Source organism: Cellulosimicrobium sp. TH-20 (genome assembly GCF_002105775.1).
Classification (GTDB): Bacteria; Actinomycetota; Actinomycetes; order Actinomycetales; family Cellulomonadaceae; genus Cellulosimicrobium; species Cellulosimicrobium funkei.
Map to the genome: position 1 here is coordinate 1,479,510 of NZ_CP020857.1, position 15,348 is coordinate 1,494,857.

Sequence of the window (15,348 nt, forward strand, 5' to 3'; positions counted from 1 at the left end):
GGATCGAGCCTAGCCGGAGCCCACGACGGCCACGCGTCAGGGGCGCGGGACGTCGCGGCGGCGGAAGCCCGCGAGGCCCAGCGCGACGAGCACGACGGCGAGGAGCGTGAGCCACACGAAGGGCCACGGCTCGGCGTCGGCCCCGGGGAGCTGGGGCACGTGCCAGAAGGGCGAGAGCCCGCTCGCCCACGACGGCAGGTCGAGCAGGGCGCCGAACATCGTCACGACGAACGAGTAGGCGAGGAGCGCCCACGCGAGCGCCGCGAGGCCCGGGCGCGACCCGAACGCCGCCACCGCGACCCCCGCGACGACCGCGACCGCGGGCAGGTACGCGAACGACGCGGCGAGGTGGTCACCGAGGCCGAACGCGTCCTCCCCGACGCTCAGGGCGCCGAGCCACAGCCCGACGGCGCTCACGGCCAGCAGCACGCACGTCCCGACCAGCGTCACGACGAGCTGGCCCGCGAGCCACCGCACGCGCCCGACACCCGTCGCGAGCACCGGCTCGAGCCGCCCCGCGGTCTCCTCGCCCCGCGCACGCTGGGCCGAGGCGACGGCGAACCCGCCCGCGCCGAGCCCGAGGAAGAGCGCCATGACGGCGACGAAGCCGGCCACGAGGTCGGACGCGTCGCCGATCATCTGGGCGACCTCGGGGTTGGCCGCGACCATGTCGCCCACCGAGTCGACGAACGTCCCGCACGCGAGCGCCGTGACGCCGATCCCGATCGCCCACGCGAGCACGGACGCGCGCTGCTGACGCCACGCGAGGGCGAGCGGGCTCGCGAGCCAGCGGGCGGCGTCGGGCCGGCCCGCGCGGGGCGGCACGAGCCCGGCGCCGAGGTCGCGCCGGGCGGCGAGCGCCGCGCCCAGGGCGAGGAGCAGTACCACGAGCGCGACGGACAGGCCGAGGGGCCACCAGCGCAGGTCGACGAACGCCCGGATCTGCTGCGCCCACCCGATGGGGGAGAGCCACGAGACCCAGCTCCCGTGCTCCTCCTGCACGTCGCCGACGGCGCGGAGCAGGAACGCGACGCCGAGCACGGCGAGCGCGAGCCCGCTCGCGCCGCGCGCGTGCTCGGTGACCTGGCTCGTCACGACGGCGACGGCGGCGAACACGAGGCCCGTGACCCCGACGGCGGCGCCGAGCGCGAGGGAGTCCACGGCGTCGAGCCCGGTCGCGACGAGCACGACGCCGGTCGCGAGCGCGATGGCCGCGTTCGCGACGACCGCCGCCACGAACGCCGCGGTCGCGGGCGCGTGCCGCCCCACGACGCCCGCCCGGACGAGCTCGGCCCGGCCGGTCTCCTCCTCGGCGCGCGTGTGCCGCACGACGAGGAAGATGCTCATGATCGCGACCGCGACCATGACGGTGAGCGCCATCTCGTTGGCGATCATCGCGCCGAGCGTGTAGTCCTCGATGCCGTACTGCGGCCCGGACAGCATGATCCCGGCCGGGCTCGAGACGAGCGCCGCGCGCACCTGGTGGTCGGCCGCCGTCGGGTAGAGCGTGTCGAGGGCGACCGCCGCGTACCCGAAGAGGAGCGCGACGGACGCCGTCCACACGGGGATGCGGACGCGGTCGCGGCGCAGGACGAAGCGCAGCAGGGTGAGCCAGCCCGTCGCCGCGCGGCCGGGACCCGGGGGCTCGGGAGCGACGGCGGCGCCTCGTCCGCGGGGCGGGGTCGCGGTGGGGGCGCTCACAGCGCACCGGCCCCGTCGAGCTGGGCGAGCTCGTCGCCGTAGTGGCGCAGGAACAGCTCCTCGAGCGACGGCGGGGTGACCGTGACGGACCGCAGCCCGAGGTCGGTGAGCGCGCGCAGCACGGGCTCCACGTGGTCGTTGTCGACGTCGAAACGCGCCCGCGTCCCGTCGGCGCCGGGCTCGACGAGGAGGTCGTGCACGCCGTCGAGCGCGTCGAGGGCGGCGGGGTCGCGGTCGGTCACCGCGGTGACCGACGACCGCGTGAGGTGCCGCAGCTCGGCGAGCGTGCCGGACTGGACGGTGCGGCCGGCCCGGATGATCGTCACGGTGTCGCACAGCTTCTCGACCTCCGCGAGGATGTGGCTCGAGAGCAGCACCGACCGGCCCTCCGCCGTGACCTCGCGCACGCACTGCGTGAACACCGACTCCATGAGGGGGTCGAGGCCGGACGTCGGCTCGTCGAGCACGAGCAGCTCGACGTCGGACGCGAACGCCGCGACGAGCGCGACCTTCTGCCGGTTCCCCTTGGAGTACGTGCGCGCCTTCTTCGACGGGTCGAGCTCGAAGCGTTCGAGCAGGAGCGCCTTGCGGCGCGGGTCGACGCGCCCGCGCAGCCGGGTGAGCAGGTCGATCGCCTCGCCGCCGGTGAGGTTCGGCCACAGGCTCACGTCGCCCGGCACGTACGCGAGGCGGCGGTGCAGGTCGACGGCGTCGCGCCACGGGTCCCCGCCGAGCAGCCGGGTGGTCCCCGAGTCGGCACGCAGCAGCCCGAGCAGCACCCGGATCGTGGTCGACTTGCCGGCGCCGTTGGGCCCGAGGAACCCGGCGACCTCGCCCGTGCGGACGGTCAGGTCGAGGCCGTCGAGCGCCTGCACGTGGCCGAACGCCTTGCGCAGGTCGTGCACCTCGACGGCGGGGGTCGTGCTCGTCATCGCGTCTCCTCCTGGTGGGTGGTGTGCCGGACGTACGCGTCGAGCAGCGTCGGCTCGACGAAGAGCCCCTCGGTGAAGACCTCGAGCGCGGGCAGCATCACGCGCTCGACGTACTCGCGGAGGTCGGTCTCGGGTTCGCGCGGCTCGGTCCGGTCGCGCAGCGCGCCGTCGACGAGGAGCGAGCCGAGGGAGAGCGAGACGAGGTACCGCGCGCGGGCGGGCTCGTCGCGGCTCGGGCGGATCACCCCGGCGGCGACGCCGTCCTCCATGTACTCGAGCGTGACCTGCGTGAGGTGCTCGACGAACGACCGTGCGAGGTCGCCGCCCGCCTGGAGGCTGCGCAGCGTGTACTCGAACACGGGCGCGTAGTCCTCGATCCCGGCGAGCTGCGTGAACAGCGCCATGGGCCCGGCCGCCGGGTCCTGCGGCGAGATCGCGTCGGTCTTCGCGGCGCGGACGGCGTCGAACACGTACGCGTCGCACGCCCGGCGCAGCCCGTCCTTGGATCCGAAGTGGTGCACGACGAGCGCCGCGCTCACGCCCGCGTCCGCCGCGATGGTGCGCAGCGGCGCGCCGAACCCGTCGCGCGCGAACCGCGAGATCGCGGCGTCCCGGATGCGGGCACGGGTCGTGAGGTCGTCGGTGCCCGACGGCGCGGGCGTGGCCCGACCGGCCCGCGGAGGCTGCTCTGAACGCATGTTCAATAGACTAAACACGCGTTCAACGCCTGTCCAGGGGTCCAGGGTGCTCCCAGGGTGGGTGGATGTGGCGAAGATCCGGGACTCCGGGGCTCTCCACCCCTGCCGTTCCGGGCCGGACACCCGTAGGCTGGGGGGAGCCGTCGGCGGCACCGCCGGCGCCACGTCCCGGCGCGTCGGACCGTCGGGACGTCGAGAGGCCCGTCGCACCTGTGCGACGGGCCTTTTCGGTGTGCGCCCGCACCACGACGACGAAGGGCCCGCCGCGAGTGCGGCGGGCCCTTCGGTCCGCGGAGGATGGGGGATTCGAACCCCCGAGGGCTGTTAACCCAACACGCTTTCCAAGCGTGCGCCATAGGCCACTAGGCGAATCCTCCTGGCGACGGTCGGCGACGCACGGATGCGCACCGACAGCAGCGCAACGAGGATACCGGACGGCGGCGCCCCGGCCGAATCGCCTCCGGGGAGCCTGTGCCGGGGCGCGCGGTGCGGCGCGCGGTGGAGCGGGTTTCGAGCGCGGCGCCGACCTGGGCTAGGGTGGGTGCAGACCCCTCGTGCGGCATCATCTCGCCGAACTCCCCCAGGGCCGGAAGGCAGCAAGGGTAGGTGAGCTCTGGTGGGTGTGCGAGGGGTCCTTTGTGTCCCCGGACCGCCCGCTCCGCCGTCGGGCCGAGTCGCCTCCACCCTGCGGCATTCGCCCCTTTTAACCCGGTCGAGACGCTTCCGTTCCCGGCATGCGATCACTTTCCGGTCCACATCGTGGACTTTCGCGGTCGGAGATTGGCGTGCGGGCCGTCGTCGTGCCCATGATGTCGGCATGACCCGTCAGCACGTCGTGACCACGATCCCGCGCGCAGCAGCCTGCGCCGGCTCGTCGTGCTGTCGCCGCGTGCGCACCGGGCGAATGTGCGGCTGCTGACGCCGTCGTGACCCGCAGGGAGACCTGCGCCGCACCCGCCGCGTCGTCCTCGACGACGACCGGCCCCCGCTCGCCGCGTGGCTGATGGCCCGCCGGAAGCACCCCGAACCCCACCGCCTCGCAGGGACCCCCTGCACCCCCGGCCGTGCCGGTCGCCACCCGTGACCGCGCCGCCGTCATCGGAAGGAACCCCCATGTCGTTCTCCACCACCCGCAAGCGCCTGACCTGGACCGCGATCGCCGCGACGGCCGCCCTGACCCTCACCGCGTGCGGTGGCGGCGACTCCTCGGGCGGCGCCTCCGGCGAGAGCGGCGACGAGGGCCCGATCCGCGTCGGCGTCGTCGGCGCGTCCGACGACAAGTGGGCCGTCTTCCAGGAGCAGGCCGAGGCCGAGGGCATCGACGTCGAGCTCGTCGACCTCCAGGACTACACGCAGGCGAACCCCGCGCTGTCCCAGGGCGAGCTCGACGTGAACCAGTTCCAGCACCTGCAGTTCCTCGCGGGCTACAACGTGGACGCGAACGACGACCTGCAGCCCATCGGCGCGACCGCCGTCTACCCGCTCGGCCTGTACTCGACGAAGCACACGTCGCTCGAGCAGATCCCCGACGGCGGCCAGGTCGCCGTGCCCAACGACCCGACGAACCTCGCCCGCGCGCTCCTCGTGCTGCAGGAGGCCGGCCTCGTCGAGCTCAAGGACGGCGGGAGCTCCATCTCCACCGAGGCCGACGTGCTGCCCAGCTCGAAGGTGACCGTCACGCCCGTCGACGCCGCGCAGACGCCGATCCAGCTCCAGTCGGTCGACGCGTCGATCATCAACAACGACTTCGTCGAGGACGCGGGCCTCTCGCCCGACGAGGCCCTCTTCCAGGACGACCCCGACTCCGACGCCGCCAAGCCCTACATCAACGTGTGGGTCGCGCGCGCCGAGGACAAGGACGACGAGACGCTGCTCAAGCTCGCCGAGCTCTCGCACTCGCCGGAGGTCGTCGAGGCCGAGAAGAAGGCGTCGGGCGGCACCGCCGTCATCAAGGAGAACTCCCCGGCGGAGCTCCAGGAGATCCTCGCGGGCATCGAGGACGACATCCGCGGCTGACCCCGGCACGTCCCGGGCGACGGGAGGGCGGGCGCGCACGACGCGCCCGCCCTCGCGCGCCGTCGTGCCGGGGAGAGACGATGGCAGGCGGACGGCTCGCCCGACGGCGGGCGCCCGACCGCGCCAGGCGGCCGGCCCTGCGGCCCGGCCTCCGACGAGAGGATTCCGACGTGACCGACGTCCCCCGCGACCCGGGTGGTGACGAGCAGCCCGCGATCGAGCTGCGCCACGTGAGCAAGACCTTCGGCGAGGGCGACGGTGCCGTGCACGCGGTCGACGACGTCTCGCTGTCCATCCGCCGCGGCGAGATCTTCGGCGTCATCGGCTACTCCGGCGCCGGGAAGTCGACGCTCGTGCGGCTCGTCAACGCGCTGGAGACGGTGACGAGCGGCGAGGTCGTCGTCGACGGGCAGGTCATCACGGGCCTGTCCGAGCGCCGCGTGCGCGAGGTGCGCTCGCGCATCGGGATGGTGTTCCAGCAGTTCAACCTGCTCTCGTCGCGCACCGTCGCGGGGAACGTGGCCTACCCGCTCAAGGTGGCGGGCTGGTCGCGCGAGAAGCGCGCGGCGCGCGTCGCGGAGCTTCTCGCGTTCGTCGGGCTCGCCGACAAGGCGAAGGCGTACCCGCGCCAGCTCTCGGGCGGGCAGAAGCAGCGCGTCGGGATCGCCCGCGCGCTCGCGGCGCAGCCCACGATCCTCCTCGCCGACGAGGCGACCTCCGCGCTCGACCCCGAGACGACGCGCGAGGTCCTCGCGCTCCTGCGGCGCGTCAACGCCGAGCTCGGCATCACCATCGTCGTCATCACGCACGAGATGGAGGTCGTGCGCTCGACGTGCCACCGCGTCGCCGTGATGGAGCACGGGCGGGTCGTCGAGACGGGCGACGTGTACGACGTCTTCTCCGCGCCGCGCGCCGACGCCGCGCAGCGGTTCGTCGGCACCGCGCTGCACGACCGGCCGTCGCGCGAGACGCTCGCCCGCCTGCGCGAGCGCCACCCGGGCCGCCTCGTGACGGTCGGCGTGCGAGAGGGCGCGAGCACCGGGACGGACCTGTTCCGCCTGCTGCGCGAGCACGACGTCGACGGGTCCGTCGTCTACGGCGGCATCTCCGAGGTGGGGGAGCGGCCGTTCGGGTCGCTCACCGTCGAGCTCGACGCGCCCGAGGACCGCATCGCGCCGTTCCTCCTCGCGCTGGGCGAGCGCGCCGACGTCGTCGACCTCGGGACGGCGGAGCACCCGCTCGACGACCCGCGCGTCGCGCGCCTCGCCGCGGCTCCGGCCGACGAGGACGCCCCCGACCCCGACGACGACCCGGGCGACCCGTACGGTCTCGCCCGCGACACCCTCTTCCGCCACGGCAACCTCGGAGGCCGCTGATGAACCGCGACTGGTCCCAGCTGTGGCCGATCCTCGTCGAGTCGTTCGGCCAGACGCTCCAGATGGTGTCCGTCGCCCTGCTCACGGGCGGCGTCGCGGGCCTCGCGCTCGGCATCGCGCTCTACGTGACGCGGCGCGGCAACCTGCTCGCCAACCGCTGGGTGTTCGGCGTGCTCAACGTGCTCGTCAACATCGTGCGGCCGATCCCGTTCATCATCTTCGTCACGCTGCTCGGGCCGGTGACGCTCCAGGTGGTCGGGACGACGCTCGGCACGGAGGCGTTCATCTTCCCGCTGTCGGTGATGACGGCGTTCGGCACGAGCCGCATCGTCGAGCAGAACCTCGTGGGCATCGACCCGGGCGTGATCGAGGCGGCGCGCGCCATGGGCGCGTCGTCGTGGCGCATCATCACGACGGTGCTCGTGCCCGAGGCGCTCGCGCCGCTCATCCTCGGCTACACGTTCCTCTTCATCGCGGTGCTCGACATGTCGGCGATCGCCGGCATCATCGGCGGCGGTGGGCTGGGGAACTTCGCGATCGTCTACGGCTACCAGCGCTACAACTGGGGGGTCGTGGTCGTGACGGTGCTCGTCATCATCGCGATCGTGCAGGTCGCGCAGCTGCTGGGCAACTGGCTCGCGCGCAAGGCGCTGCACCGCTGAGGTGGCCGGGCCGGGACCGGCGGGACCGACGGCGGAGCGACCTCGTGCGTGTGGGTCGCGACGTCTAGAGTGACCGGGGTGAGCACCGCCCTGTACCGCCGCTACCGGCCCGAGACCTTCGCCGAGGTGATCGGTCAGGACCACGTGACCGCACCGCTCATGCAGGCGTTGCGCAGCGGTCGGGTGAACCACGCCTACCTGTTCTCCGGGCCCCGGGGGTGCGGCAAGACGACGAGCGCGCGCATCCTCGCGCGCACGCTCAACTGCGAGCGCAACACCCCCGAGAGCCCGCTCGACACGCCGTGCGGGCAGTGCCCGTCGTGCGTCGAGCTCGCGCGCGGCGGCCCGGGCAGCCTCGACGTGGTCGAGATCGACGCGGCGTCGCACAACGGCGTGGACGACGCGCGCGAGCTGCGCGAGCGCGCCGCGTTCGCCCCCGCGCGCGACCGGTACAAGATCTTCATCCTCGACGAGGCGCACATGGTGACGCCGCAGGGCTTCAACGCCCTGCTCAAGCTCGTCGAGGAGCCGCCGGAGCACGTGAAGTTCGTGTTCGCGACGACGGAGCCGGACAAAGTCATCGGCACCATCCGCTCGCGCACGCACCACTACCCCTTCCGCCTCGTCCCGCCGGACGTGCTCGGCCCCTACCTCGAGGAGCTGTGCGCGGCCGAGGGCGTGTCGATCGGCAGCGGCGTGGTCCCGCTCGTCACGCGCGCGGGCGGCGGCTCGGTCCGCGACTCGCTGTCCGTCATGGACCAGCTCATCGCGGGTGCCGAGGACGGCGCCGTCGAGTACGAGCGCGCGGTCGCGCTCCTCGGCTTCACGCACGCGACCCTGCTCGACGACGTCGTGGACGCGCTCGCCGCGCGCGACGGCGCGAGCATCTTCCGGGTGGTGGACCACGTCATCGCGACGGGGCACGAGCCGCGGCGCTTCGTCGAGGACGTGCTCGAGCGCCTGCGCGACCTCATCGTCATCGCGGTCTCGGGCGACGAGGCGCAGGCCGTCCTGCGCGACCAGCCCGCCGACCAGCTCGAGCGCATGCGCACGCAGGCGCAGCACCTCGGGGTGGCCGAGCTGTCCCGGGCCGCCGACCTCGTTAACGCCGCGCTCACCGAGATGACGGGCGCGACGTCGCCCCGCCTGCACCTCGAGCTCCTCATGGCCCGCCTGCTCCTGCCCGGGGCGGACGACGGCGCGGCTGGGTTCGCGGCGCGCCTCGACCGGCTCGAGCGCGGGGGCCTGGGCAACGTCGTGGTCCCGCCGGCCACGGGGACGCCCGCCCCGGGCGACGGCGCCACGGCCACCGCGACGGCCCCGGCTGCTGCTCCGGCCGGCGCGCCCTCCTCGGGCCTCACCGGTGCCGCTGCCGTCCGCGCGGCGCTCCGGCCCGCGCGACCGGGCCAGCCCGCCGCGGCACCTGCAAGCGCGCCGGCCGCGCAGGACCCGACGCCGGTCGGGCACGTCGCGGCTCCCGCCGCGCCGGAGCAGGAGCGCCCGTCCGGCGACGCCTCCGCGTCTCCTGCCGCCGCATCACCCTCTGCCGCATCACCTGCTGCCGCGTCGCGCGCGGCCGACGGCGCCGGGTCGGCCGTCGGGTCGTCCGCTCCCACGGACTCGTCCGCGCCGGGCGAGGAGACCGCGCCCGCCGAGGCGTCCGCCCCCGAGCGGACCGGTCCCGTGTCCGGTGCGGCGAGCGCTCCGCCCCGCACCGCGTCCGACGCGACGTCGGGCGCCGTGTCCGGCACGACGTCCGTCGCGGAGTCCGACGCCCCGGACGACCGCGCCCGCGAGACCGCTGCCTCTGCTGCCTCGGCGGACGCTCCCTCCCACGCCCCCGAGGCACCGCACCACGAGGCCTCGCGCCACGAGACGTCCCGCGAGGAGGCGCCGCGCGAGGAGACCCCGCGGCCGTCGACGCCGCGCGAGGCGGCTCCCCGGCAGGAGGCGGCTGCGTCGTCTGCTCCGGCGGCGGGTGGCGTGAGCCCTGCCCTGACGACGGAGGAGCTGCGGCGACGCTGGCCGGAGGTCCTCGAGAACCTGCGCGCGAGCCCCGTGACGTGGTCGCTGGTGAGCGCCAACGCGCAGGTCGCGGAGCTCGGTGCCGACGTGCTCTACCTCGCCTTCCCGTCGCCCGGGCTGGCCCGCACGTTCTCGTCGTCCCGGCACACGAGCGCGGTCCAGGACGTCGTCTACCAGACGCTCGGGCTCCAGGTCCGCGTCGAGCCGCGCCTCGACGAGGGTGGCCAGGCGGGCGGCGGCTCGGCACCGTCGTCCGGCCCTGCACCGGTCTCGCCCGTGCCGTCCGCCGGCCCCGCGCCGTCGGGCCCTGCGTCGCCCGTCGCCACGTCGTCCGGCCCGGCGGCGAGCGCCCCGACGGCAGCGGCTCCCGCCGCGTCCGGCCCCGCGGGGTCCGCCTCGGCGAGCGCCGGGGCTGCCGCACTCCACGGCTCGGGCGGCGCGCAGCCAGGAGTGCCGGTCGCGACCGTCGCGGCGCCGAGCGCGCCCGGCGCCGCCCGCTCCGCGAGCGCCTCCCGCCCGGCGGACGAGGCCGCGGAGGCGCACGAGACCCCGCGCGCCGCCGTCGCGCTCCAGGAGCGACCGAGCACCGAGATCGCACCTGCCGCGCCGCCGGCCCGCTCGACCGTGGTGGACGCCGCCGACGAGGCGTGGCTCGCCGGGGCGTCTGTCCCGGCGTCCGCACCGGCGCCAGAGCCGCGCGTGGACAGCGCGGACGAGGCGTGGCTCGCGGGGCTGCCCGCGGAGCCGCCCGCCGACCTCGACGACGGCCCCGAGCCGGAGCCCGTGCTCGAACCGGCCCCGCCGACCACCCCGACCCCCACGCAGGCCCCCGCCCGCACTGCGCCGTCCGCCGCCCCCGCGCCGACGGCGCCGGGACGGCCGCCCGCCGCGTCGCCCGCGGCCTCGCCGCAGGGGGCGCCCGCCCGCGCGGCGGCCCCCGCCGCACCGGCGTCCGCAGGCACGTCGGCCGCACCGCTGCGCGGCGTCTCCGCCGCGCGCGCGGCGATCGCGGCGGCCCGCGTCCCGCGGCCCGCCGAGGAACCCGCCCGGCGGGGCGAACCGTCCACGGCCGACCCCATGGACGACCTCCCGTCCGCCGACGACCCCGACATCGTCTCGACAGGCCTCGTCGGGACCGCGCTCGTGGTGAGCCTGCTCGACGGCAAGATCATCGAGGAGATCCAGGACCAGGGCTGACGCCCCCCGAGACAGGGCCTGGTGGCCGGGGAGGTCTGCGACCCGGCGACGATCGGCGGCCCCGGCCGCGACGGCGGCGGGCCGGGTCCGCCGTGTGGGCCGCGCCCCGTAGGCTGGGGGTGTGTACGAAGGCGCTGTCCAGGACCTGATCGACGAGCTCGGCCGACTCCCCGGCGTCGGGCCCAAGAGCGCGCAGCGCATCGCGTTCCACCTGCTCGCCGCCGACGCGGTGGACGTGCGCCGGCTCGCCGACGCGCTCACCGAGGTCAAGGCGCGCGTCCGCTTCTGCGAGACGTGCGGCAACGTCGCGGAGTCGGAGCAGTGCCGCATCTGCGCGGACCCGCGCCGCTCGCCCGAGGTGATCTGCGTCGTCGAGGAGCCCAAGGATGTCGTCGCGATCGAGCGCACGCGCGAGTTCCGCGGCCGGTACCACGTGCTCGGCGGCGCCATCAACCCGATCGAGAACGTCGGGCCGGGCGACCTGCGGATCGCGGAGCTCATGAGCCGGCTCGCGGACGGTCAGGTGACCGAGGTGATCCTCGCGACCGACCCGAACGTCGAGGGCGAGGCCACCGCGACCTACCTCGCGCGCATGCTCGGCCCCATGGGCCTGCGCGTGACCCGCCTCGCGTCGGGCCTCCCGGTCGGTGGAGACTTGGAGTACGCGGACGAGGTGACGCTCGGCCGGGCGTTCGAGGGCCGCCGCCTCGTCGGCGGCTGACGGGAGGTGACGAGCATGGGGGAGATCCACAACGACCCCGACCTGCGGGACATCGCCGAGGGCATGGCGGAGCAGGCCCGCGCCTACCTCACCACGACGACGCAGGTCGCGTCCGGCGCGGCCCCCGGCGCGGTGCTGCCGCTCCTGCTCCTCGCGCTGTCCGACGCGCTCGCCGCGGGCGCCCGCCTGGGGGCCGTGGGCGACGTCGTACCGGTGGAGCGCTTCGAGCCCGACGCCGGCCGCGACACGGACGTGGACCCGCTGCGGACGGCGCTCGCGCGGCTCTTCGACGGGTTCGACGACTACGCCGAGATCACCGACCCGCTCGTCGGTGCCGAGGTCGGCGCGGCGTCGCTCTCGGGCGACCTGGCGTGCGTGGCCGAGTGCCTCGCGAAGGGCCTGCAGCACTACGACGGCGGCCGTGAGCTCGAGGGCCTGTGGTGGTGGCAGTTCTCCTACGTCTCACTGTGGGGGGAGCGCGCCGCGAGCGCGCTGCGCGTCCTGCAGCTCGCGCTCGCGCACCTGCGTCTCGACGTCGAGGACGACGTCGCGACCGAGGCGGAGTACGACGCCCTTCAGTCTTGAGCCGTCGGTCCCGGCGCCGCGGGCGTCCCGCGGTCAGACGGCGCCGGCCGCCCGGCCGTAGTGGTCCGCCAGCCCGGCGAGGTACGGCTCCCACGGCACGGTGGCGGCGTCGCGCCCCTCGCGCACGGCGACGAGCCGGTCGAGGTAGTACTCCCACCCGGGCCCCACGTTCCGCGCGTCGTCGCCGGGGCCGAGGAGCTGGCGGAAGGTCAGCGTCGTGACGCCGTCCTGCTCGGTGAGCTCGAAGGACAGGTGCCACGTCTGGTCGCCCGAGGACGTCACCCCGGCGAAGCGGTGCGGCGGCTCGCACCGGGTGATGCGGTACTCCTCGGGATCGGGGTCGTCGCTCTCGGCCGTCATGAAGAACTCGACGCGGCCGGTCGCGGGGTCGCCCTCCCAGTAGCCGATCCACCGCGCGAGCCGGCCGGGCTCCGTGAGGCTCGCCCACACGTCGTCGGCCGGCGCGCGGAACGTCCGCGTGACGACGAGCTCGTCGCCCGCGGGGCCGCGCTCCACCGTCCCGCCGGGTGTCGGCAGACCGGGTGCTGGCGGGACGGGCGCTGCCGATGGGGTCGTCGGGTCGCTCATGCGCTCTCCTCGTGCCGGGTCGTGCCGCGCTCGGCACGACGTTCTCGGGTCGTGCGGCGGACCTCGAGGTCGAGGCCGTCGAGCGCCCGCGCCGGGACGGGCGGGGCGGGTCTGGTGAGCGCCGCGACGAACGCGGCGAGGGGGTCGAGCGCGGCGGGCCGCAGCGAGTAGACGCGACGGCGTCCCGCGACGACGGCCTCCACGAGCCCCGCCTCGCGCAGCACGCGCAGGTGGCGGCTCACGGCCGGGCGGGAGACGTCGTCGCGCACGCGCGCGAGGTCGCCCGCGCTGAGCGACCCCGCCCGCAGCGCGCGGAGCAGGTCGCGGCGCACGTCGTCGGCGACGGCCTCGAATACGTCCATCCGTCAAGCGTAACCGCACGGTTACGCATAGGGAAGGGTCGTGGCGTCCTCCGTGCCGCGAACCGGACGTGGACCCGGCCCGGGCGCGCCCCGTGGGCGTGGTACCACTGGGGGGTGCTTCCCGCCCTCTCCCTCCCGGTCTCCGGCGGGCTCGAGATCGACGGCGTGACCGTCCTCCTGCTCGTCCTCGCCGCGCTCACGGCGGGGTGGATCGACGCCGTCGTGGGCGGGGGCGGGCTCGTCCAGCTCCCGGCGCTCCTCCTGGTCCCGGGCATCAGCCCCGTCCAGGCGCTCGCGACGAACAAGCTCGCGAGCATCATGGGGACGTCGGTGAGCGCCGCGACGTACTACCGGCGCGTCGGGCCGGACCTGCGCACCGCGGGGCCCATGGCGCTCGCGGCGCTCGTGGGCGCCGTCGGGGGAGCGGCGCTCGCGTCGCGCATCCCGGCCGACCTGTTCAAGCCGATCATCCTCGTGGTGCTCGTCGGCGTCGCGGCCTACACGATCGCGAAGCCGAAGCTCGGGCACACGACGAACCTGCGCTGGGAGGGCAACGGCCACCGCTGGGCCGCGGCCGGGATCGGCCTCGTCATCGGCACCTACGACGGCCTGCTCGGCCCGGGCACGGGGACGTTCTTCGTCATCGCGCTCGTGAGCATCCTCGGGTACGCGTTCCTGCCGGCGTCGGCGCTCGCGAAGATCGCGAACTTCGCCACGAACGCCGGCGCGCTGATCTTCTTCGTGCCGTACGGCGCGGTGCTGTGGGGGCTGGGCCTCGTCATGGGCGCGGCCAACCTGCTCGGGGCGTACGTGGGCGCCCGGATGGCGGTCGCCAAGGGCAGCGCGTTCGTGCGCGTGGTGTTCGTGGTCGTCGTCGGCGCGCTCATCGTCAAGCTCGGGTACGACGTCGTCCACGACTTCACGGCCTGAGATCTCGGCGCATCGCGGCCGGTGTCATCCGTGGTGTCAACGTGTTGTCATCAAGGGGTTGCGGTGACACCACGAGTGGTGCCATGATGGCGTCATGGACCTCACCCCGTACGTCGACGACCTCCAGGACCGCCTCGCCGCTGCCGCGGACGCCGCCGGTGACGACGGCCGTCGGCTCGCCGAGCGCCTGACCGCTCCGCTGGACGCGGCCGTGCGCCTCGTCCTCCTCGACGCGCTCTCCGCCGCGGCGGGGGAGATCTCCGCGGAGCTCGCCCCCGGGTCGGTGGACGTGCGGCTGCGCGGCGGTGCCCCCGAGTTCGTGGTCGCCGTCCCCGCCGTCGCGCCCGCCCCGCCCGAGGCGCTCGTCCCGGCGAGCGCCCCGACCGCGCCGGCCGGCCCCGCGGCGGCCGACGTCGAGGCGGGGGCCACGACCCGCACGACCCTGCGCCTGCCCGACCACCTCAAGACGCAGGCCGAGACCGCCGCCGCGCGCGACGGCGTCTCCGTCAACACGTGGCTCGTGCGCGCGGTCGCCGCGGCGCTCGAGCAGTCCACCGGGCGCCCCGCCGCGCAGGCCCGCCCGCAGCAACGCGGCTCCGCCCGCGTCACCGGCTGGGTGCGCTGACCCCCACGGTCCCCGCCCCCGCCTCCTCCGACCGCACCTGACACCACCACGACACCACTCCTGGAGCTTCGTCATGCCCACTTTTCCTGCCCCTCAGCCCCTGCCCGTCGTCGTCGACGTGCCGTTCGCCCAGCTGCACGTGGTCGCCGGGGACCGCGACGACGTCGTCGTCACGGTCCTGCCGACCGACCCCGCGAAGTCCGGCAGCGTCCGCGCCGCCGAGGCGGTCCGCGTCGACGGCGACGGCAGCGCCCTGACGATCTCCTACCCCGGGTCGTGGAAGCAGTACGTGCTGCCGTTCGCGTCCGGCACCGCCGACATCACCGTCGAGCTGCCCGCGGGCTCCGACGTGCGCGGCAAGGCGGGCTCGCTCTACGCCGAGGGCAGGCTCGGCACCGTCGAGATGGCGCTCTCCGCCGGGGACGCCCGCGTCGAGGACGTCGACCGGCTCGACGTCAAGGCCTCGGCGGGCTCCGTGGCGGCGCGCCGCGTGCGGGGCTCGCTGGACGCCCGCGTCAGCGCCGGGTCGGTCCGCGTCGAGGAGGTCCGTGGCGAGGGCACCATCAAGGCGACCAACGGCACGACGACGGTCGGCGCCGTCACCGGCTCGCTCGCCGTGCACGGCGCGCACGGCGACATCGCGGTGGCGCGCGTGAGCGGCACGCTCACGGCCAAGTCCGCGCACGCCGGCATCCGGGTCGAGCGCCTGGACTCCGGGAGCGTCACCCTCGCGACGTCGTACGGCTCGATCGAGGTGGGCGTGCCCGAGGGCACCGCCGCGTTCCTCGACGCGAGCTCCGAGCACGGCAGCGTGCGCAACCACCTCACGCCCACGGAGGGCCCCGTCGAGGACGAGGCCACCGCGGAGATCCACGCCAGCACCGGGTTCGGCGACGTCGTCGTCCGCCGGCCCTGAACCCACCAACCTCA

General features: G+C 75.1%; 14 protein-coding genes, 1 tRNA gene and 1 other RNA gene. 10 read left to right on the forward strand and 6 right to left on the reverse strand.

Going from position 1 to position 15,348, the window contains the following annotated elements; all coding sequences use genetic code 11:
* Positions 1-36: 36 nt before the first annotated feature.
* From B8281_RS06605 to B8281_RS06620, 4 genes are all read right to left on the reverse strand, one after another.
* The gene (locus tag B8281_RS06605) at positions 37-1,701 is read right to left on the reverse strand and encodes an ABC transporter permease (RefSeq protein WP_198163173.1); all 1,665 of its coding nucleotides are present in this window, start codon (positions 1,699-1,701) and stop codon (positions 37-39) included.
* A complete protein-coding gene (locus tag B8281_RS06610) occupies positions 1,698-2,633 on the reverse strand; it encodes an ABC transporter ATP-binding protein (protein WP_085387293.1) in 936 nt (311 codons plus the stop codon). The genes B8281_RS06605 and B8281_RS06610 overlap by 4 nt, the downstream gene beginning before the upstream one ends.
* A complete protein-coding gene (locus B8281_RS06615) occupies positions 2,630-3,331 on the reverse strand; it encodes a TetR/AcrR family transcriptional regulator (protein ID WP_085387294.1) in 702 nt (233 codons plus the stop codon). The genes B8281_RS06610 and B8281_RS06615 overlap by 4 nt, the downstream gene beginning before the upstream one ends.
* Positions 3,332-3,622: 291 nt before the next feature.
* Positions 3,623-3,708 (reverse strand) — tRNA-Ser (locus tag B8281_RS06620).
* A gap of 166 nt (positions 3,709-3,874) precedes the next feature.
* Between B8281_RS06620 and ffs the strand changes: the two genes are divergently transcribed.
* The 7 genes from ffs to B8281_RS06655 all read left to right on the forward strand — a co-directional run bounded on the left by ffs (position 3,875) and on the right by B8281_RS06655 (position 11,913).
* Positions 3,875-3,971, forward strand: an RNA gene (gene ffs / locus B8281_RS06625) — signal recognition particle sRNA small type.
* Between the two features lie 473 nt (positions 3,972-4,444).
* Positions 4,445-5,347 (forward strand): MetQ/NlpA family ABC transporter substrate-binding protein, encoded by a 903-nt coding sequence (locus B8281_RS06630; protein WP_043652304.1) that lies wholly within the window; start codon positions 4,445-4,447, stop codon positions 5,345-5,347.
* Positions 5,348-5,517: 170 nt separating this feature from the next.
* Positions 5,518-6,723 (forward strand): methionine ABC transporter ATP-binding protein, encoded by a 1,206-nt coding sequence (locus B8281_RS06635; protein ID WP_167405764.1) that lies wholly within the window; start codon positions 5,518-5,520, stop codon positions 6,721-6,723.
* The gene (locus B8281_RS06640) at positions 6,723-7,385 is read left to right on the forward strand and encodes a methionine ABC transporter permease (protein WP_021483094.1); all 663 of its coding nucleotides are present in this window, start codon (positions 6,723-6,725) and stop codon (positions 7,383-7,385) included. Before B8281_RS06635 ends, B8281_RS06640 begins: the two co-directional genes overlap by 1 nt.
* Before the next feature lie 78 nt (positions 7,386-7,463).
* Entirely contained in the window at positions 7,464-10,607 is a 3,144-nt protein-coding gene (locus B8281_RS06645) for a DNA polymerase III subunit gamma and tau (RefSeq protein ID WP_085388645.1), read from the forward strand.
* Between the two features lie 121 nt (positions 10,608-10,728).
* Positions 10,729-11,328: a recombination mediator RecR gene (gene recR, locus B8281_RS06650; RefSeq protein WP_021483478.1), complete on the forward strand. Its 600-nt coding sequence runs from the start codon at positions 10,729-10,731 to the stop codon at positions 11,326-11,328.
* A 15-nt stretch (positions 11,329-11,343) separates the two neighbouring features.
* Positions 11,344-11,913 carry a DUF5063 domain-containing protein gene (locus B8281_RS06655; protein ID WP_085388646.1) on the forward strand — a complete coding sequence of 190 codons (570 nt, stop codon included), beginning with the start codon at positions 11,344-11,346 and terminating at the stop codon, positions 11,911-11,913.
* A 33-nt stretch (positions 11,914-11,946) separates the two neighbouring features.
* Here B8281_RS06655 and B8281_RS06660 read toward each other — a convergent pair whose 3' ends face one another.
* A complete protein-coding gene (locus tag B8281_RS06660) occupies positions 11,947-12,501 on the reverse strand; it encodes an SRPBCC family protein (RefSeq protein WP_085387295.1) in 555 nt (184 codons plus the stop codon).
* Positions 12,498-12,863 (reverse strand): helix-turn-helix transcriptional regulator, encoded by a 366-nt coding sequence (locus B8281_RS06665; protein WP_043659923.1) that lies wholly within the window; start codon positions 12,861-12,863, stop codon positions 12,498-12,500. The genes B8281_RS06660 and B8281_RS06665 overlap by 4 nt, the downstream gene beginning before the upstream one ends.
* A gap of 114 nt (positions 12,864-12,977) precedes the next feature.
* On the opposite strand from B8281_RS06665, the gene B8281_RS06670 reads away from it, so the two are divergent.
* The 3 genes from B8281_RS06670 to B8281_RS06680 all read left to right on the forward strand — a co-directional run bounded on the left by B8281_RS06670 (position 12,978) and on the right by B8281_RS06680 (position 15,334).
* Positions 12,978-13,793, forward strand: coding sequence for a TSUP family transporter (locus B8281_RS06670; protein WP_085387296.1), 816 nt, complete (start codon positions 12,978-12,980; stop codon positions 13,791-13,793).
* A gap of 94 nt (positions 13,794-13,887) precedes the next feature.
* Entirely contained in the window at positions 13,888-14,418 is a 531-nt protein-coding gene (locus B8281_RS06675) for a histidine kinase (protein WP_085387297.1), read from the forward strand.
* A 73-nt stretch (positions 14,419-14,491) separates the two neighbouring features.
* Positions 14,492-15,334 carry a DUF4097 family beta strand repeat-containing protein gene (locus B8281_RS06680; RefSeq protein ID WP_043654371.1) on the forward strand — a complete coding sequence of 281 codons (843 nt, stop codon included), beginning with the start codon at positions 14,492-14,494 and terminating at the stop codon, positions 15,332-15,334.
* The last annotated feature ends 14 nt before the right edge of the window (positions 15,335-15,348 follow it).